Consider the following 17,719-nt stretch of genomic DNA (forward strand, 5'->3'; position numbering starts at 1 on the left):
GGCATGAGGGAAACCCGAGTCTCAGCCGCGGGCCTGCGTGAAGCGATCGAGCGCAGCGGCTACTACCCCGACCTCGTCACCGATGCGGTCGAATCCGCGCTGGGCAAGGAGGCCGTGACCGCGTTCGTGGTCCACCACGAGGCCACCTTCGATCCCGCGATGGAGGTCCGCAGGCACGTCACCGTCCTGGTGCTGTCGACGACGAGGCTGCTGGTCTGCCACACCGACGAGCACCCGGCGGTCGAGGGCGTCTCGGCCTCCCACGCGTCCACGACCACCGAGGCGGTCCGGCTGAGCCGCGTGCAGTCGGTGGCCGTCACCCGCGTGGTGCCCGACCCGGCCTCCTACGTGCCAGGCGTCCCGCCCACGGAGGTCACCCTCACCATCGGCTGGGGCGCGATCTCCCACGTCGACCTGGAACCCGCCACCTGCGGCGACGAGAACTGCGACGCCGACCACGGCTACACCGGCGCGATCACCGCCGACGACCTGTCGCTGCGGGTCAGCGAGGCGGCCGACGGCCCCGAGGCGGTCACCCACGTGCTGGCCTTCGCCAAGGCCCTGTCCGAGGCCACCGCCCGAGCCGCCGCCTGACCACCACGGCCCGCCGTCCGGCTCCTCGCCCGGCCCCACCGGGCCGCCGCCAGGGCCACCGCCAGAGCCACCGCCAGAGCCACCGTCGGGGCCGTCGCCCGACCACCCCCGGCCACTAGGATGTGGGGATGCTGCCGGACTACGGCGCCAGGTCGCTGGCGGACCTCCCCGGTTCGCTGCTGGCCGCCCTCGGCCTGACCGAGCCCAACCCGCTGGCCCTCGACCCCGCGGCGCGCGTCTGCCTGCTCCTGGTCGACGGCCTGGGGGCCGAGCTGCTCCGCGCCCACCCCGAGACCGCCCCCTTCCTGTCCGCCCTGCCCGCCCGCACCCTCACCGCCGGTTTCCCCGCCACCACCGTCACCAGCCTGTGCTCGCTCGGCACCGGCCTGACCCCGGGCGAGCACGGCATGGTCGGCCTGACGCTGGCCGTCCCCGGCACCGGCCACCTGTTCAACTGCCTGCGCTGGACCCTCCCCGGCGGCCGCACGATCGACCCCGAGGAGTGGCAGCCCGCCCCCACCGTCTACCAGCGAGCCGCGGCCCAGGGCGTCGACGCCGTCTACGTCGCCCCCGCCGAGTTCGAGAACTCCGGCCTGACCAGGGCCGTCTACCGCGGCGTGCGCTACGTGCCGGCCGACGGCGTCGACGACATCGTCGCCCGCGTCGGCGAGGTGCTGCGCGCCGCGCCCCGCGCCCACGTCACCGCCTACTACGGCAAGCTCGACGCCGTCGGCCACATGTCCGGATGGGGTGGCGAGGAGTGGCTGGCCGAGCTGGCCGTCGTCGACGGCCTGGCCCGGCGGCTGGCCGAGTCGCTGCCGCCCGGTTCGGCCCTCTACGTCACCGCCGACCACGGCATGGTCAACGCCACCGAGAAGCTCGACGCCGAGCGTGTGCCCGGGCTGACCGAGGGCGTGGCGCTGCTCGGCGGCGAGGCCCGGGCCAGGCACGTCTACGCCGAGCCCGGAGCCGCCGGGCACGTCCTGGAGGCGTGGCGGGCGACGCTCGGCGACCGCGCCTGGGTAGTGTCCAGGCAGGAGGCGGTCGAGTCCGGCTGGTTCGGGCCCCGGGTGCGCGAGGCGTGGCTGGGCCGCATCGGCGATGTCGTGGCCGTGCCCCGTGCCGGCCTGGCCGTCACCGCCCCCACCCGTCATCCGATCGAGGCGCTGTTCACCGGCTACCACGGCTCGCTGACCGCCGCCGAGCTCAACGTCCCGCTGCTGGAGGTATCCACCCGATGAGTGCGCTGATCACGCCCGCCGAGCTCGCCGCGCTGCCCGACGTGTCCGTGCTCGACGTGCGCTGGCGGCTCGGCGGCCCGCCCGGCGTGGAGCTCTACCGCGAGGGGCACCTCGCCGGCGCCGTCTTCTGCGACGTCGACGCCGACCTCGCCGCGCCCCCCGGCCCCGCCGGCCGCCACCCGCTGCCCGGCGCCGAGGAGTTCCAGCGGGCCATGCGCGCGCTGGGCGTCTCCGACGGGCGTCCGGTCGTGGTCTACGACGACACCGGCTCCACGACCGCCGCCCGCGCCTGGTGGGCCCTGCGCTACTTCGGCCACCAGTCCGTACGCGTGCTCGACGGCGGTCTGGCGGCCTGGGCCGAGGCCGGCCTGCCGGTCACGAAGGACGAGCCCGAGGTCGCGCCGGGCGACTTCACCGCCAGGCCCGGCGGCATGCCGACGCTGACCGCCGACGAGGCCGCCGCGGTGGCCGCCGAGGGCGTGCTGCTCGACGCCCGCGCCGCCGAGCGTTACCGGGGCGAGGTCGAGCCCGTCGATCCGGTGGCCGGGCACGTGCCCGGCGCGGTGAGCGCGCCCACGACCGGAAACCTCGACGCGGGCGGCAGGTTCCTCGCCCCCGCCGTCCTGCGCGACCGCTTCGCCGGGCTGGGCGTGCGCGAGGGCGTCCCGGTGGGCGCCTACTGCGGGTCGGGGGTCACCGCCGCCCACGAGGTGCTGGCCCTGGAGCTGGCCGGCGTGCCCGCGGCCCTCTACGTCGGCTCCTGGTCGAACTGGGTCGCCGACCCCGCCCGCCCGGTGGCCACCGGCTGACGCCCGGACGCGGTCAGCCGGCCGGACGGACCGGCCGGTCGCCGGCCCCGAAACAGACGAACCCCAGCAGGCCGGTCTTGGCCGACGCGCAGGCCAGAGCCGCGTCCGGCGCCTGCCCGGCGGCCAGCAGCTCGTGGAAGGCGCCCATCATGGCCATCGCGGCCTCGTCACCGATGGGCACCATCCCCGCCACCACGCACGAGCTCCCGCGCGCCAGGAACGTGCCCGGCAGCCCCAGCGGCGCCCCCTCCGCCGGCGTGCGGGCCATGCCCGAGTTGCACGCCGACAACACGACCAGCTCCGGCGCGCGGTGCAGGCCCAGCAGGTCGTAGGCCATGAGCTGCCCGTCGCCGAGGGTGATGCCGGACAGCAGCGGGCTGCGGGCGTGGAAGGCGCCGTGCGCGGCCAGGTGGAGGACGTCGGCCTCGCCGAGCGCCGTCAGCACGGCGTCCCGGCGGCCGGGCACCGCCCGCGCGCCCGGGTGGCAGGCCAGCACGCGGGCCACCTCCTCCTCGGCGTGGGCCAGCTCGGGACCGGCCGCCGCCATCACCAGCGGCGCTCCCTCCCGCAGGCGGGCCCGCCGCCGCGCGCCCACCCACGCCGCCGCGCTCGCCGCCACGCTCACGGGACGCTCCCGCAGCCCCGGCAGCGCGCCCCAGGGCAGGGTGTGCAACGGCCCCACCGGCACCACCACCAGCGGCCGGTCTCCCAGCTCGGCCACGAGCGGCCCCAGCAGCAGCCGCTCCAGCTCCGCGCCGGCGCCGGTCAGCTCGGTGAGCGCCTGAGCGGGGGCGGCGACGTCGAGCCCGGCACCCCACTGACGCAGGGTGTGACGCAGCCGCATGATCGCCTCACGCGCCTGCCGCACGCCGCCCAGCCGCCGCAGGACCAGCCGGTCGGCGGTGATCAGCACCGCCAGCAGCGTCTCCTCGTCGGCCACGAACTCCACCAGCGCCGCGCCGTCGAGCGCCGCCCGGACCCGGTCGATCTCCACCAGGCCGCACGCGTGTTCCGGCGCCGCGACCGCGCGCCACCGCTCGGCCCACTCGAACACCTCGCCCGCGCACCCGTCGCGCACCGCCAGGCCCAGCCCGAAGGCGGCCAGCCGCTCGCCGGACCGGGCCGCGTGCGCCCGCAGCGCCGGATCCTCGAACGTCTCCACCTGCCCGCTCACCTCGGCCAGCCCGTCGCGGACCGCCCGCAGGGCCCCCGTGACGTCCTCCCGCAGCGCCGCCTCCAGCGCCAGGGCGTGCTGGCGTACGGTCACCGGGATCTGCGCGAGCTGCGTGGGCTGCGGCTCGGGGGCCAGTGAGGTCAGGTGGGTGCCGGCCGGCATCCAGCGTTCGGCGCGCTCGGCGTGCCGGGTGAGCCTGCGCAGCTGGGCCGAGGCCACCGGATGGTCGTCGACGGCGAGCGCCGCCTCGGCCGCGCTCAGCCGCAGCGCCGCGGCGGCGGCCACGTGCGAGGAGACGTCCTCCAGCTCGTCGGCGCACTTGATGAGCTCGCTGACCAGCTCGGACGTGACCGGCCCGAGCGCCAGCCGGGCGCGCAGGACGACCTCGCCGGCCAGCGGCAACCACGTCAGCCGCTCCTGCTCGGCCAGCTCGCGCGCCGCCTGCTCGGCCACCTGCCGGGCCCGGTGGGGGTCGCCGGTGAGCAGCTCGACCTGGGCCAGCTTCAGCCGCGCCTCGGCCAGCGCCACCTGCGCGCCGGAGGACTCCAGGTCGGGCACGGCCAGGCTCAGCATCGCCCTGGCCTCGCCGGGCAGGTGGGCCGCCAGCAGCGCGCCGGCGAAGTCGGCCCGCATCGTGGCCAGCCGCTCGGGGAAGCCGAACAGGGTGTCCTCGGCCTCCCGGTAGTGCTCGAACGCGCCCGCGATGTCCCCCCGCCGCACGGCGAGGAACGGCAGGTTGGCGGCCGACAGCCGGGCCAGGTGGCGCAGGCCGGCGTACTGGGCGATCTGCAGGCAGGCCGCGATGTCGCGCATGGCGGCGTTCCAGTCGCCGCGGTAGGCGTGGATCAGGCCGCGGTTGAGCAGGCCGCCGGCCAGGAAGCGCCGGTCGTCGACCGTGCCGGGCGCGGCCACGAGGGCCCGCAGCGACCGGTCGCAGGCGGCGATGGCCTCCTGGTGGCGGCCCAGGTGGGCCAGGGCGACCGCGCGCTGCGTGTCGAGCTTGGCGCGGTCGAGGGGCGACAGGTAGGCCCAGGCCAGGGCGGCCACGCGCAGGGCCTGGAGCGGATGCCCGCGCTCGGTGCGCACGGTGACCAGCGACAGCCGCGCCTGGGCCCGGCGGTCGGCCGGGACGCCCGGGATGGCGATGGCCTGCCGCAGACAGTGTTCGGCGCTGAGGAGATCGCCCAGCTCGCGGGCGGCCAGCGCCATGGCGCGCAGCGCGATCGCCTCGGCCTCGGGCGCCTCGGCCCGGCGGGCGGCGGCCAGGACGGTGCGGCCGGCGTAGAGGGCCTGCTCGGGATCGACGTGCGCGCGCAGCACGGCGGCCTCGGCCGCCTCGACGAGCGGACCGTGGTCGGCTGCTGATCCGGGTGGGGGAGAAGTGACGCTCATGGCGGGCTGACCGGCGGGGAGGAGGGGTGGGGACGTACGGCTCGGAGGAGTGCGCAGACGGCGGCGTCACGGCCGGATGCGCACCCACCTGGTCTGGACGGGGGCATGACCGGGACGGTGGCACACGATGCTCAGCCACCCGGGCGGCAGCCCGGTGGCGGCGAACCGGCCGTCCTGGGCGACCTGCCGGGTGAGGGTCAGGTGGGGGGTGCGCACGTCGATGGCGGCGCCCTCCCCGGGATCGGGAAAGATCTGCCCGGCGACGTCGATCAGCCCGTCGCCCACGGTCACCTCCAGGTCGAAGGTGAGACCGTCGGTGACGAACCGCACCAGGTGCGAGCCGTCGTCGCGGTCGGGCGCCCCGGACCGCGCCGCCCGGCCGCCGCCGTGGTCGGCGGGGTTGGCGGTCACCGCCTGGGGGACGCGCAGCCCGTAGATGTCACGCGCGGCGGCCGACACGTGCCCGGGCATCGGGTCCATGCCGGCGGCCAGCCGGAGCGCCGCCAGGAAGTACTCGTCGTTGATCATTGCGCTGTCTCCTGTAGTGAGAGCAGAGTGCGCAGTTTCTCCAGGCAGCGGGCCCTGGTCGGCCCCACGCTGCCCACCGGCAACCCGAGCCGCATCGCCATCTGCTGGTTCCCCAGATCGGTCGCGACCAGCTGCAGCAGCGTGCGGCAGGGTTCCTGCAGGGCGGAGACCGACTTCCACAGCAGCCGCCTGCCGTCGGCCTCCAGCACGGCGGAGGCGGGGTCGGGCTCCTCGACGGCCCCGAACGTGGGCCTGCCCTCCGGATCGGCGACCAGCAGGCCCGACGGCTCCTTCCGGAGCAGCAGGAGCGCCTCACGGCGGGTGGTGGTCATCAGCCAGCCGCCCACCCGCGAGGGGTCGCGGATGTCGTGCATGTGCTGGAGCAGCCGCAGCCAGGCGCCCTGGACCGCGTCGGCGGCGTCGGCCTCGCCCAGCCCGCACGAGCGGGCCAGCGCCCACATGCGCGGGCCGAACCGGGACTCCAGCTCGTCCCAGGCGGATCGGTCGCCGTCGGCCGCGTCGCGGAGCAGCTCCGCCGGATCGCGCAAGTCGCTCATGCGGCCTCCTTTCGTCCCGCACGGGGAGGTCATCCTGCCTCACCGTGATTGGCCGAGGACTGAGCGTAAACTCTACAGACTCGTGGGTACGAGAACTCCCAGATCGGGAATTTGCCGGGACTGCCGGGGGTCGAGCAGTCGTTCGACCGCTTCCTTGGCCGGTTCGCGCCGGGCGGCGTCGGCCACGGCCCCCGACACCAGCGCGGTGGCGAACGACGTGCCGCTCCAGGCCGCGTAGCCGGCGAACTCGCCGACGTCCAGGAAGCTGCTGGTCAGCCAGTCGCCTCGGGCGCAGGCGTCGACCCAGGTGCCGTACCCGGAGAAGGGCGCGCGGCGCTCCTGGGCGGCGTCGAGGGCCGCCACGCCCACCGCGCACGGCAGGGCGGCGGGCCAGAACGGCCGGTCGGAGGCGGTGTTGCCGGCGCAGGCCACCGTCACCGTGTCCTTCAGCGCGCCGATGGCGTCGGCCAGCAGGGGCGGCGGCCGGTCGTCGAAGGAGTGGCAGCCGAAGGAGAGGTTGAGCACCTGGGGCGGGTCCTCGCGCATGCGGTGGAGGGTGCGCACCACGGTCGCCTCGTCGCCCAGGCCGTCGCCGTCGAGCACCCGGCGGACCCGCAGCCTGGCGCCCGGCGCCCGGCGGGCCAGCAGGCCGGCGACGAACGTGCCGTGCCCGGCCTGCGCCCCCTGGGCCGCGTCGGCGCTCTCCGGGCCGAGCCGGGCGTACCAGTCGCTGCCCGACCACCACGGGTGCTTGGCCACGCCGGTGTCGAGCAGGGCCACGACCACCTCCGAACGCGACCTGGCCGGCCTGAAGGCGACGGGCGGCGTGGGGAACGGCCGGGACGCCGGCCCGCCGAAGAACAGCGGCTGGCCGGTGAGCACGTGGTTGGGCGAGGCCCGAAAGCCCCGGTCGCGCAGCTCGGCGGTGATCTCGCACGGGTCCACCCCCGCCGACAGGTGCAGGACGGTGACCCCGTCGGCCTCGGAGACCGCCTGCGTCCAGCGGGCGGCGGCCGACACCGCGCCCCGGTCGACCAGCACCTGACCTGGCCGGATGAACGCCTCGCCGACAGATTGCATGTCCATGAGGCGGTTGTTTCCCCGCCCGCCACAACTGTCACGTGACACGCCCGCACCAACTTGGTATGGCCCCCCTCTGGTGTCCGATGGCGACCGACGGTAGTCTCTCCCTAGTCACTTGTGATCATCCCGGGGCGAGGCCGTTGGGGAAGGCGCACCTCGTACCGAAACGGGAGGTCCGGTGTCTGCTCGTGGCGTGCTTTACGTCCACTCGGCTCAGCCCGCGCTGTGCCCTCACATCGAATGGGCAGTCGCGGGTGTCCTCGGCGTGCCCGTTGATCTGACGTGGACACCCCAACCAGCGGCGCCGAACGTCGTGCGCGCGCAGGCGGAGTGGGAGGGCCGCGCCGGCATCGCGGCGGCCATCGCCTCCTCCCTCATGGGCTGGCAGCGCCTGAGATTCGAGATCACCGAGGATCCCTCGCCCGGCGTCGACGGCTCCAGACACGCCTACACGCCGACGCTCGGCGCCTTCACGGCGGTCATCGGCGCGGCCGGGGACATCATGATCCCCGAAGACCGGCTGCGTGCCGCCATGATGATGGCCGCCCAGGGCCGGTGCGTGCTGGAGGACGAGCTCGACAAGCTGCTCGGCCGGCCGTGGGACGAAGAGCTGGAGCCCTTCAGGTACGCCGGCGACGGTGCTCCCGTCCGCTGGCTGCACGCCGCCGTCTGACCCGCTCCACCTCCCGCCCAGCGCCTGCCGGGGGCGCCCCGCGGCACGCACGTCATGCCCTGGGGCCGGCCAGCTTCCCGGACGACGGAAAGGCCCCGCACCGGGTCTCTTGGGTTCTAGGGTTCGTTGCAACACCCCACTTCAGGGGATGCGATGGACTTCGAGATCCGCAAGGTGCGCAAGGCGCAGGGGGCGAAGAAGCTCCGGGCTGAGCGGCAGGAATACTTTCGGCTCATGGCTCAGGGCTACGGCAACAAGGAAGCCTCACGGCTGGTCGGTGTCAATGAGCGGACCGGCCGTGAGTGGCGTAACGGGCGTTTCAGCCCCGGCCAGCTGCGGCTGCCCGCTCGACCCGAGCGGGTGGCCCGGCCCGCCCAGGCGGCTTCCCGCTACCTGCGTGAGGACGAGCGCATCCATATCGCTGACCGGCTGCGGGAGAAGGCCTCCATCCGAGCCATCGCCGCCGAACTGGGCCGCAGCCCCTCCACGGTGAGCCGGGAGATCGCCCGTAACCGCACCGACGGAACCCGAGGCCAATGGCACTACCGGCCTCACGCGGCCCAGGCCCGCGCCGAGGCCCGGCGTCCACGACCGAAAACGGGAAAGATAGGAGCCAACCCGGAACTGCGCCAGGCCGTCCAATCCTGGCTGGAGCTGGAATGGAGCCCCGAGCAGATCGCGCACACCCTGCGCGTCCGGTATCCCGACCGGCCGGAGATGCAGGTGTCGCACGAGACGATCTATCAGGCGCTCTACGTTCAAGGACGCGGGGAACTGCGCCGCGAGCTCACCCGGGCGCTGCGCACCGGCCGCACCCTCCGCAGACCGCAGCGCCGTCCCGACCAGCGCCACCCTCGGTTCGTCGCGCCGATGGTGATGATCAGCGACCGCCCCGCCGAGGCCGAGGATCGAGCCGTGCCCGGCCACTGGGAAGGCGATCTGATCATCGGCAAGGACCAGAAGTCCCAGATCGGGACGTTGGTCGAGCGCAGCACCCGCTACGTTCTGCTCGTCCACCTCCCGCACGACCGCACCGCCGAGACCGTCCGGGACGCCCTGGCCGCCACGATGGCCACCCTGCCAGACGAACTGAAGCGCTCGCTGACATGGGACCAAGGCAGCGAGATGGGCCTACACCACCAGTTCTCCATCGCCGCCGACCTGCCGGTCTACTTCTGCGACCCGCACTCTCCCTGGCAGCGCGGCAGTAACGAGAACACCAACGGCCTGCTCCGCCAATACTTCCCCAAGGGGACCGACCTGTCCGTGCACAGCAGCGACCATCTCGCCGCCGTCGCTGCCCGGTTGAACGGCCGGCCACGCAAAACGCTCGGCTGGGAAACCCCAGCCGAGCGTCTCACCAAGCTCCTGGCAACAGCCAGTTGATCAATCAGTGTTGCGACGACCCCTTGACTTCACCTCTCGGTGCGGGGCCTTCCGCGTGGAACGGGCCTCTACAGCGGGATGTTGCCGTGGGCGCCCCTGGCCGGGGTGGCCTGGGCGAGCACCTTGGCGATGGCGCCGCGCGTCTCGGCGGGCTTGATCACCTCGTCGATGACGCCCAGCTCCTGGGCGCGGGCCAGGCCGCCGGCGAGCTTCTCGTGCTCCTCGGCGAGCCGCTGCTCCAGCGCCGCACGCTCCTCCTCGGGCGCGGCGGCGAGCTCGCGCCGCTTGAGCACGCGTACCGCCGCCACGGCTCCCATGACCGCCACCTGGGTGGTCGGCCAGGCGAACACCTTGGTGGCGCCCAGCGCCCGCGAGTTCATCGCGATGTACGCCCCGCCGTACGCCTTGCGCGTGACCACGGTGACCCGGGGCACCGACGCCTCGGCGAAGGCGTGCAGCAGCTTGGCGCCACGCCGGACGACGCCGTCGTGCTCCTGGCCGACGCCCGGCAGGTAGCCGGGCACGTCCACGAGGACAACCAATGGCACTCCGAAGGCGTCACACATACGTACGAAGCGAGCGGCTTTCTCGGCGGACGTGGCGTCGAGACAGCCGCCCAGCCGCAGCGGGTTGTTGGCGACGACGCCGACCGTCCGGCCGCCGAGACGGCCCAGCGACGTGACGACGTTGGGCGCCCATTTGGCGTGCAGTTCGACGCCGGCCTCGTCGAGCAGGCCGTTGACCAGCGGCTTGACGTCGTAGGCCCGGCGCGCGGACTCGGGCAGCAGCGAGGAGAAGTCGACCTCCTCGACCGCGCCCGGCCGCACCCTGCCCTGGTGGCCGAGCAGCGTGGCGAGCCGGCGCGCCTGGAGGTAGGCATCGGCCTCGGTCTTCGTGACGACGTGCACGACGCCGCTGCGCCTGCTGTGCGGCTCGGGGCCGCCCAGCGCCTCGCTGTCGACGTTCTCGCCGGTGACGCTGCGCACGACGTCGGGGCCGGTCACGAAGATGCGGCCGGTGTCGGCCAGGATCACCAGGTCGGTGAGCGCGGGGCCGTAGGCGGCGCCGCCGGCCGCCGGGCCGACGACCACCGAGATCTGCGGCACGACGCCCGACGCCTTGGTCATGGCCGCGAACACCCGGCCGACGGCGTGCAGCGACTCGACGCCCTCGGCGAGCCGGGCGCCGCCGGAGTGCCAGACGCCGATGACCGGCACCCGCTCGCGCACGGCCACGTCGTAGGCGTGCACGATGTGCTCGCAGCCCTCGCTGCCCATCGCGCCGCCCTGGAAGCGCGCGTCGCTGCAGAAGGCGGCGACGGGCACGCCCTCGATCCTGCCCATGGCGGCCAGGACGCCGCTGTTGTCCTGCGGGGTGATGAGCCGCAGCGAGCCCTCGTCGAGCAGCGCTGCCAGGCGGACGACTGGATCGCGGGGGTCGGCGGGCTCCTGGCCGGAGCCCTCGCCCACCACCCGGCTGTCCAGTACGGTCATCAAGCCCCCTTGAAGACGACGGTCACGTTGTGCCCGCCGAACCCGAAGGAGTTGTTGACGGCGGCGATGTCGCCCTGCGGCAGCGAGCGGTTCGCGCCGTGGACGATGTCGACCTCGATGCCGTCGTCGAGGTTGTCGAGGTTGATGGTGGCCGGGACGATCCGCTCCTGCAGCGCCTTGATCGTGAAGACGGACTCGATGCCGCCGGCGCCGCCGAGCAGGTGACCGGTCATGGACTTGGTCGAGGTGACCAGCGGGTGGGTGCCGATGGCCTTGGCCACGGCCTGCACCTCGCCGACGTCGCCCGCCGGGGTGGAGGTGGCGTGCGCGTTGACGTGCTTGACGTCGAGGCCGGTGATCTCGGCGTCGGTCAGCGCCTGCGTCATCGCCATGATGATGCCGCGGCCCTCGGGCTCGGGCTGGGTGATGTGGTGGGCGTCGGCCGAGTAGCCGACGCCGGCGGCGTAGGCGTAGATGCGCGCGCCGCGCGCCTTGGCGTGCTCCTCGGACTCCAGCACCACGATGCCGGCCCCCTCGCCGAGCACGAACCCGTCACGGTCGCGGTCCCACGGCCGGGAGGCGCCCTGCGGGTCGTCGTTGCGCGTGGACATCGCCCGCGCGGCGGCGAAGGCGGCGATGTTGAGGCCGTGGATGGCGGCCTCGGTGCCGCCGGCGACCACCACGTCGGCGCGGCCGAGCCGGATCATGTCCATGGCGTAGCCGATCGCCTCGGCGCCGGAGGCGCAGGCGGAGACGGTGGCGTGCACGCCCGCCTGGGCGCCCAGGTCGATGCCGATCCAGGCGGCCGGGCCGTTGGGCATGAGCATCGGCACGGTGAAGGGCGACAGCCGGTTCCAGCCGCGCTCCTTCCACGTGTCGTAGGCGCTCAGGGTGGTGCTGATGCCGCCGATGCCGCTGGAGACCACGACGCCCAGCCGCTCGGGGGCCACCGTGGGGGCGCCGGCGTCCTGCCAGGCCTCCCTGGCGGCGACCAGGGCGAACTGCTCGCTGCGGTCGAGACGGCGGGACTCGGGGCGGGGCAGCACCTCGGTGGGGTCGACCGCCGCCGTCCCCGCGAACCGCACGGGGACGGAGTCGATCCACTCCGTGGTGAGGGTCTCCACACCCGACTGACCGGCGAGGAGCGCCGTCCAGGTCGAGGTGACGTCTCCACCGACGGGCGTCGTCGCGCCGAGCCCGGTGACGACGACACGTACCCGGTTCGCACTCACGTTTTCGCGCTCCTTACTGGTCAGAACTGCTGGGTGTCAGGCCTGGATGAAGTTGAGGACGTCCTTGACCGTCTTCAGGTTCTTCAGCTGGTCGTCGGGGATCTCGACGCCGAACTCGTCCTGAGCGGCCACGGCGATCTCGACCATGGACAGGGAGTCGATGTCGAGGTCGTCGACGAAGCTCTTCTCGGGGGTCACCTCGCCGGCCGGAATGCCGGTGATCTCGTTGATGATCTTGCCGAGGCCCGCGAGGATCTCCTGCTCGGTGGCAGCCATGTCGCTACTTCTCCTTCATTTTCTGGTTTCTGTACGGCGTCCGCCGTACGAGCTGAGGCACGGCGGGAGCCGTACCGGATCCTACGGAATCTCGATCACTTGGCCCGCATAGGTCAGACCGGCGCCGAAGCCGAGGATGAGCGCGAGGTCGCCTGAGCGGACCTCGCCGCGCTCCAGCATGCGCGAGAGCGCGAGCGGGATGGAGGCCGCCGACGTGTTGCCCGCGGTGACGATGTCGCGGCCGATGACGGCCTTGTCGGCACCGAGCTTGCGCGCGATGGCCTCGATGATGCGCAGGTTGGCCTGGTGGGGGACGAACGCCGCCAGCTCCGAGGGTTCGACCCCGGCGCGGGCGCACGCCTCCAGGGCCACCGGGTGCAGCGCGGTGGCCCAGCGGAAGACCGTCTGGCCCTCCTGGGAGAGGAACTTCGTGCGGTCGGCGATGGAGATGGCCTCGGACTTGTCGCCGGCGCTGCCCCAGACGACCGGGCCGATGCCGGGCGTGTCGGTCGGGCCGACCACCGCGGCGCCGGCGCCGTCGGCGAAGATCACGGCCGTGGACCGGTCGGTCCAGTCGACCCACTGCGACAGCTTCTCCGAGCCGATGACCAGCACGTTCCTGGCCGCGCCGCCGCGGACGGCGGCGCTGGCGGTGGCCAGCGCGTAGCAGAAGCCCGCGCAGGCGGCGTTGACGTCGAAGGCGCCCGGGGACTGGATGCCCAGCCGGTGGGCCACGACGGCCGCGGCGTTGGGGATCTGGGTCTCCAGCGTGCAGGTGGCCACGATCACCAGGTCGATCTCGTCGGGGGTCAGGCCGCTGGCGGCCAGCGCCTTGCCGCCGGCCTGGACCGCCATGTCCTCGACGGACTCGGCGGCCGAGGCGACCCGGCGCTCCTTGATCCCGACGCGGGACTGGATCCACTCGTCGTTGGTGTCCATGGTCTTGGCCAGATCGTCGTTGGTGACGACGTTGTCCGGCTGGTAATGGCCGAGGGCCAGAATCCGGGCGCCGGGGGCGATGTCGGGGATCCTCACTTGATCAGCTCCCTGGCCGCGTCGAGGTCGTCGGGTGTCTTCAGCGCCACGGTCTCGACGCCGCGCAGGCCGCGCTTGGCGAGCCCCGTCAGCGTGCCGCCGGGCAGCAGCTCGATCATCTTGGTGACGCCCAGCTCGGCCATCGTCGCCATGCACAGGTCCCAGCGGACCGGGCTGCTGATCTGCGAGATGAGCCGCTGGACGAACTCGGCGCCGGTGGCGGCGGGCCGGCCGTCGGCGTTGGACAGCAGCGTGACCTGCGGGTCGCCGGGCACGACGTTCCAGGCCGCCTCGCGCAGGGCGTCGACGGCGGGGGCCATGTGACCGGTGTGGAACGCGCCGGCCACCTTGAGCGGGATGAGCCTGGCACGGGCGGGCGCGTCGTCCTTGAAGGCGGCGAGCTGCTCCAGCGTGCCGCCCGCCACGATCTGGCCCGCGCCGTTGATGTTGGCCGGGGTCAGCCCGTGGCGCTCGATCGCGGCCAGCACGTCGGCCTCCACGCCGCCGAGCACGGCGGTCATGCCGGTCTCGGTGACGGCGGCGGCCTTGGCCATCGCCTGGGCGCGCTCGCGGACCAGGCCCAGGGCCTGCTCGGCGGTGAGCACCCCGGCCAGCGCGGCCGCGGCGAACTCGCCCACGCTGTGGCCGGCCAGCACGTCGGGGGAGGCCCCCAGCGCCTCGGCGGCGGCCAGCGCGGCGGCCACCAGCAGCGGCTGGGCCACGGCGGTGTCGCGGATCTCGTCGGCGTCGGCGGTGGTGCCGTAGGCGACCAGGTCGATCCCGGCGACCTCCGACCAGGCGCCGAGTCTGTCGGCCAGACCGGGCAACTCTAGCCAGGGGGTCAGGAAGCCTGGGGTTTGGGCGCCTTGGCCCGGAGCGACGAGTACAAGCACAAAAACCACCATGCCCTGTAGAACTTCGACACGCGGATGGAGATCCGTACGAACTTTGTCCCGGGTGTTTTGTAGGAACCCTACAGTGAAGATTTCGGGAATGTTACGTTCGCCATGCCGCGGCGCCTTCGGAAAGCCGGCCCAGGATGAGACCGACCTGCAGCGTGAAGGCCGACCTGCCCTCGGTGGGCTGGTAGCCCGTGAGCTCGGTGATCTTCTTCAGACGGTAGCGGACCGTGTTCGGGTGCACGAACAGCAGCCGTGCCGTCGCCTCCAGGGAGGTGCCCTGTTCGAGGTAGGTGGCCAGCGTATCGAGCAGGGGAGTGCCGGCCAACGGCAGGTAGACGTTCTCGATGAGCTGCTCCCTGGCGTCGGCGTCGCCGTCGAGGGCGCGTTCGGCCAGCAGGTCCTCGGCGTGCACCGGCCTGGGGGCGTCCGGCCAGCCCGCGGACGCCTTCAGCCCGGCCAGCGCGGCCCGCGCCGACCGCGCGGCGGCGTGCAGGTCGGGCACCTCGGGACCGATGACGATCGGGCCCACGCCGAAGCGCGCCACGACCTGCCGGGCCGCGTCGTGGACGCTGTCGGCGCCGCCCACGATCACGATCAGCCGGTCGGCCTGCACGCCGGCCAGCAGGTCCATGCCGATGCGGCGGCCCTTGTCGCGCAGGGCGTCGATGACCGCGCGCGGGTCGTCGTCGGGGGCGTGCCCGGCGATCACGACGACGGGGGAGGAGGTCCAGCCGAGTGCGGCGGCCCAGGAGTGGAGGCCGTCGTCGACCTCGCCGCGCACCAGCGCGTCGACGATCAGCGCCTCCAGCCTGGCGTCCCAGGAGCCGCGGGCCTCGGCCTCGCGGGCGTAGACGTGCGCGGCGGCGAAGGCGACGTCGCGGGTGTAGCGGAGCATGGCCTGCTGGAGCTGGTCCTCGCCGCCCGGCGCGGCCAGCTCGTCGGTCTGGGCCTCGACCACCTCGACCACGACCCGGACGATGTCGACCGTCTGCTGGAGCGAGATCGAGCGCTTGAGCTCGCGCGGGGCCGTGCCGAAGAACTCGATGCTGGGCGTCGGCCGGTTCTCGCCGGCGTGCTGGAACCACTCCACGAACGCGGCGATGCCGGCCTGGGCCACCAGGCCCACCCACGAGCGGTCCTCGGCGCTGAGCGCCCGGAACCAGGGGAGCTGGTCGTCCATGCGGGCCATCGCCGCCGTGCCGAGCGCGCCCATGGCGCGCTCGAGCCTTCGCGTGGTGTCCTCCCGGGTCCGGTCTGTCACGCCTCCTAGAGTGCCAGGTCGGTTCCGATGACCGGAACGGTGGTGTTTCAGATGACCGCAACCGCCGTGATCAGGCCGATCGCCACGTGGGTGACCGCCAGCAGGCGCGCGCCGGGCTGCAGCTCCGGCTCCTTCACCAGCTCGCGTACGGAGATCCCGACGACCTTGTCGAACACCAGCATCGCCACCGTCTGCACCACGATGCCGACCAGGCCGAACACGGCCGTGCCCGCGAGCCCTTCGGCCAGCCGGCCGCCGGAGGACCAGATGGACGCGGCCACGATGAGCCCGATCGCCGCCAGCGCGGACGTGGTGAGCAGCGTGGCGTTGGCGTTGCGCTGGGTGCGGATGATCTCGCTCAGCTTGCCGGGCGTGGCCCAGTCGATCACGTAGAAGCCGACGATCAGCAGGATCACGCCGACGGCGGCGTACGCGGCGATCGCGCCGGCGCCGCGGGCCAGGACTTCGAGAAGGGTCACGTCATTTCCAATCACGGGGGTGCTTCAGTTCGCGATGCGATGGGGGACGAAGGAGGAGGTGTCGTCGGTGATCAGGCCGGTGGTCTCCCTGATGCCGAGCCCGGCGGCCTCGTCGGCGACCACCCAGGCGCCGAGCACCGGCCGCTGGCCCTCGAACGCGGGCAGGGCCTCGAACCCCTGGAAGACGTACCCTTCCCGGCCGTAACGGCCGGGGGTCTCCTGGGTGCCCTCGGGGGTGACGATGCGCATCGAGGCGCCCTCCCTGCCCAGCAGCGGCTTGGCGATGTAGGAGGTCAGCTCGCGCGGCCCGTCGAGGTAGGCGGGCAGCAGGTTGGGATGGCCCGGGTAGAGCTCCCACAACACGGCGAGCAGCGCCTTGTTCGACAGCAGCGTCTTCCACAGCGGCTCGATCCAGGTGGAGTGGCGCACCGCGTGCCGGCCGAAGTCGTCGGCGAGCATCCACTCCCAGGGGTAGAGCTTGAACGCCGAGCGGATCATCTCGTCCCCGGCGTCGACGAAACGGCGGTTGAGCTCGTCCCAGCCGATGTCCTCCATGGCGACGGCGACCGTCCGGCGGCCCGCCTGCTCGGCGGTCTCCTGCAGGTAGGCGACCGTCATGGCCTCCTCGCCCGTCTCGTCGGCGTTGGTGAAGGCGAAGTGCGTGGGGCCGGGCGGCAGCGGCAGCTCGCGCCAGCGCTCGATGAGCCGCTCGTGCAGGGAGTTCCACTGGTCGTCGCCGGGGTGGGCGTCCTGCAGCCAGAACCACTGGATCACCGACGACTCCACCAGCGACGTCGGCGTGTCGGCGTTGTACTCCAGCAGCCGGGCCGGGCCGGTGCCGTCGTAGCGCAGGTCGAAGCGGCCGTACAGGTGGGGGTCGCGGCGCTCCCAGGAGCGGGCCACGGCGTCCCTGGCCCACTCGGGGACGGCGAAGTCGGCGTAACGGCCGGTCGAGACGACGTGCTCGACGGCCCGCAGGCACATGCCGTGCAGCTCCTCGACCTGCTCCTCCAGCGACTCCACCTCCTCCAGGGACAGGACGTAATGGACTGACTCGTCCCAGTAGGGCCTGCTCAGGCCCTCGGGGTGGGCCGCCCGGTGGTAGGCCAGGCCCTGGCTCTCGATCGTCTTCTCCCAGCCGGGACGGGCGATGCCATGCTCGCGGCGCACGTCAGCTCCCGCCGCCCCAGCTGTTGCCGAAGCCGCCGCGCTGGATCGACTTGCCGTTGCGGCTGGAGATGTTCACGTCGGACGGCCGGTACGTGGTGCCGCCCTGCATGCGGTTGCCGACCCGGTGGCCGCCGTAGTACCACATGTACGCGCCGCGCGAACCGGCGTAGTAGTGGGACCCGCCGCCGCCGCCGCCGCTGCCGCCGTCGTCGTCGCAGTAGTCGTCGTCGACGACCTCGTACGTGCCGTCCTCCAGCTGCACCACGCAGTCGGCGGTGACGTCGTCGTCGTCCTGGGTCGCCGCGCAGTAGCCCACCAGCATCACCGACAGGACCCCGAGAATGGTCAGTGGGACGGCCTTGGACGATTTGCGCGGGGGCGGGGGAGCCGGCTTGCGCGGCGGGTGTGCCATGTACTTCCTGCTTTCCTGGGCG

The 17,719-nt window shown here is 73.4% G+C and carries 18 protein-coding genes; 5 read left to right on the plus strand and 13 right to left on the minus strand.

What is annotated here, in order from left to right; all coding sequences use genetic code 11:
- Window positions 1-3 precede the first annotated feature (3 nt).
- The 3 genes from AB0J76_RS16185 (at window position 4) to AB0J76_RS16195 (ending at window position 2,644) form a co-directional block, all read left to right on the plus strand.
- Window positions 4-594, plus strand: a complete 591-nt coding sequence (locus tag AB0J76_RS16185) for a DUF5998 family protein (protein ID WP_352323634.1) — start codon at window positions 4-6, stop codon at window positions 592-594.
- A 128-nt stretch (window positions 595-722) separates the two neighbouring features.
- The gene (locus tag AB0J76_RS16190) at window positions 723-1,835 is read left to right on the plus strand and encodes a nucleotide pyrophosphatase/phosphodiesterase family protein (RefSeq protein WP_352323635.1); all 1,113 of its coding nucleotides are present in this window, start codon (window positions 723-725) and stop codon (window positions 1,833-1,835) included.
- Window positions 1,832-2,644 (plus strand): sulfurtransferase, encoded by an 813-nt coding sequence (locus AB0J76_RS16195; protein ID WP_352323636.1) that lies wholly within the window; start codon window positions 1,832-1,834, stop codon window positions 2,642-2,644. Before AB0J76_RS16190 ends, AB0J76_RS16195 begins: the two co-directional genes overlap by 4 nt.
- A gap of 13 nt (window positions 2,645-2,657) precedes the next feature.
- Here the strand turns inward: AB0J76_RS16195 and AB0J76_RS16200 are convergent, their stop codons facing one another.
- From AB0J76_RS16200 to AB0J76_RS16215, 4 genes are all read right to left on the minus strand, one after another.
- On the minus strand, window positions 2,658-5,210 hold the full coding sequence (locus AB0J76_RS16200) for a CHAT domain-containing protein (protein WP_352323637.1): 2,553 nt from the start codon (window positions 5,208-5,210) through the stop codon (window positions 2,658-2,660).
- Between the two features lie 66 nt (window positions 5,211-5,276).
- Window positions 5,277-5,738: a hypothetical protein gene (locus tag AB0J76_RS16205; protein ID WP_352323638.1), complete on the minus strand. Its 462-nt coding sequence runs from the start codon at window positions 5,736-5,738 to the stop codon at window positions 5,277-5,279.
- On the minus strand, window positions 5,735-6,295 hold the full coding sequence (locus tag AB0J76_RS16210; protein ID WP_352323639.1) for a sigma-70 family RNA polymerase sigma factor: 561 nt from the start codon (window positions 6,293-6,295) through the stop codon (window positions 5,735-5,737). The genes AB0J76_RS16205 and AB0J76_RS16210 overlap by 4 nt, the downstream gene beginning before the upstream one ends.
- Window positions 6,296-6,367: 72 nt before the next feature.
- Window positions 6,368-7,381 carry a S8/S53 family peptidase gene (locus AB0J76_RS16215; RefSeq protein WP_352323640.1) on the minus strand — a complete coding sequence of 338 codons (1,014 nt, stop codon included), beginning with the start codon at window positions 7,379-7,381 and terminating at the stop codon, window positions 6,368-6,370.
- A gap of 175 nt (window positions 7,382-7,556) precedes the next feature.
- On the opposite strand from AB0J76_RS16215, the gene AB0J76_RS16220 reads away from it, so the two are divergent.
- A complete protein-coding gene (locus AB0J76_RS16220; RefSeq protein WP_352323642.1) occupies window positions 7,557-8,051 on the plus strand; it encodes a DUF3145 domain-containing protein in 495 nt (164 codons plus the stop codon).
- 234 nt (window positions 8,052-8,285) lie between these two features.
- Complete coding sequence (locus AB0J76_RS16225) at window positions 8,286-9,437, plus strand: IS30 family transposase (RefSeq protein WP_352323653.1); 1,152 nt, start codon at window positions 8,286-8,288, stop codon at window positions 9,435-9,437.
- 68 nt (window positions 9,438-9,505) lie between these two features.
- Here the strand turns inward: AB0J76_RS16225 and AB0J76_RS16230 are convergent, their stop codons facing one another.
- The 9 genes from AB0J76_RS16230 to AB0J76_RS16270 all read right to left on the minus strand — a co-directional run bounded on the left by AB0J76_RS16230 (window position 9,506) and on the right by AB0J76_RS16270 (window position 17,697).
- Window positions 9,506-10,930, minus strand: coding sequence for a carboxyl transferase domain-containing protein (locus tag AB0J76_RS16230; RefSeq protein ID WP_352323643.1), 1,425 nt, complete (start codon window positions 10,928-10,930; stop codon window positions 9,506-9,508).
- Window positions 10,930-12,162, minus strand: a complete 1,233-nt coding sequence (gene fabF / locus AB0J76_RS16235) for a beta-ketoacyl-ACP synthase II (RefSeq protein WP_352323644.1) — start codon at window positions 12,160-12,162, stop codon at window positions 10,930-10,932. The genes AB0J76_RS16230 and fabF overlap by 1 nt, the downstream gene beginning before the upstream one ends.
- 36 nt (window positions 12,163-12,198) lie before the next feature.
- Entirely contained in the window at window positions 12,199-12,438 is a 240-nt protein-coding gene (locus AB0J76_RS16240) for an acyl carrier protein (RefSeq protein ID WP_125639869.1), read from the minus strand.
- Window positions 12,439-12,519: 81 nt separating this feature from the next.
- A complete protein-coding gene (locus AB0J76_RS16245) occupies window positions 12,520-13,473 on the minus strand; it encodes a beta-ketoacyl-ACP synthase III (protein WP_352323645.1) in 954 nt (317 codons plus the stop codon).
- Complete coding sequence (locus AB0J76_RS16250) at window positions 13,470-14,366, minus strand: ACP S-malonyltransferase (RefSeq protein ID WP_352323646.1); 897 nt, start codon at window positions 14,364-14,366, stop codon at window positions 13,470-13,472. The genes AB0J76_RS16245 and AB0J76_RS16250 overlap by 4 nt, the downstream gene beginning before the upstream one ends.
- A gap of 103 nt (window positions 14,367-14,469) precedes the next feature.
- Window positions 14,470-15,588, minus strand: a complete 1,119-nt coding sequence (locus AB0J76_RS16255; RefSeq protein WP_352323654.1) for a helix-turn-helix domain-containing protein — start codon at window positions 15,586-15,588, stop codon at window positions 14,470-14,472.
- 95 nt (window positions 15,589-15,683) lie between these two features.
- Window positions 15,684-16,115 carry a DUF350 domain-containing protein gene (locus AB0J76_RS16260; RefSeq protein ID WP_352323647.1) on the minus strand — a complete coding sequence of 144 codons (432 nt, stop codon included), beginning with the start codon at window positions 16,113-16,115 and terminating at the stop codon, window positions 15,684-15,686.
- 24 nt (window positions 16,116-16,139) lie between these two features.
- A complete protein-coding gene (locus AB0J76_RS16265) occupies window positions 16,140-17,285 on the minus strand; it encodes a glutathionylspermidine synthase family protein (protein ID WP_352323648.1) in 1,146 nt (381 codons plus the stop codon).
- Window position 17,286: 1 nt separating this feature from the next.
- A complete protein-coding gene (locus AB0J76_RS16270; RefSeq protein ID WP_352323649.1) occupies window positions 17,287-17,697 on the minus strand; it encodes a hypothetical protein in 411 nt (136 codons plus the stop codon).
- Window positions 17,698-17,719 lie beyond the last annotated feature (22 nt).

It is taken from the genome of Nonomuraea sp. NPDC049624 (assembly GCF_040675255.1).
Classification (GTDB): Bacteria; Actinomycetota; Actinomycetes; order Streptosporangiales; family Streptosporangiaceae; genus Nonomuraea.

Bases quoted from the DNA above. Each gene is read 5' to 3' on its own strand.
- AB0J76_RS16185 (WP_352323634.1), top strand. From the start codon at position 4: ATGAGGGAAACCCGAGTCTCAGCCGCGGGCCTGCGTGAAGCGATCGAG.
- AB0J76_RS16190 (WP_352323635.1), top strand. From the start codon at position 723: ATGCTGCCGGACTACGGCGCCAGGTCGCTGGCGGACCTCCCCGGTTCG.
- AB0J76_RS16195 (WP_352323636.1), top strand. From the start codon at position 1,832: ATGAGTGCGCTGATCACGCCCGCCGAGCTCGCCGCGCTGCCCGACGTG.
- AB0J76_RS16200 (WP_352323637.1), bottom strand. From the start codon at position 5,210: ATGAGCGTCACTTCTCCCCCACCCGGATCAGCAGCCGACCACGGTCCG.
- AB0J76_RS16205 (WP_352323638.1), bottom strand. From the start codon at position 5,738: ATGATCAACGACGAGTACTTCCTGGCGGCGCTCCGGCTGGCCGCCGGC.
- AB0J76_RS16210 (WP_352323639.1), bottom strand. From the start codon at position 6,295: ATGAGCGACTTGCGCGATCCGGCGGAGCTGCTCCGCGACGCGGCCGAC.
- AB0J76_RS16215 (WP_352323640.1), bottom strand. From the start codon at position 7,381: ATGGACATGCAATCTGTCGGCGAGGCGTTCATCCGGCCAGGTCAGGTG.
- AB0J76_RS16225 (WP_352323653.1), top strand. From the start codon at position 8,286: ATGGCTCAGGGCTACGGCAACAAGGAAGCCTCACGGCTGGTCGGTGTC.
- AB0J76_RS16230 (WP_352323643.1), bottom strand. From the start codon at position 10,930: ATGACCGTACTGGACAGCCGGGTGGTGGGCGAGGGCTCCGGCCAGGAG.
- AB0J76_RS16240 (WP_125639869.1), bottom strand. From the start codon at position 12,438: ATGGCTGCCACCGAGCAGGAGATCCTCGCGGGCCTCGGCAAGATCATC.
- AB0J76_RS16255 (WP_352323654.1), bottom strand. From the start codon at position 15,588: ATGGGCGCGCTCGGCACGGCGGCGATGGCCCGCATGGACGACCAGCTC.
- AB0J76_RS16270 (WP_352323649.1), bottom strand. From the start codon at position 17,697: ATGGCACACCCGCCGCGCAAGCCGGCTCCCCCGCCCCCGCGCAAATCG.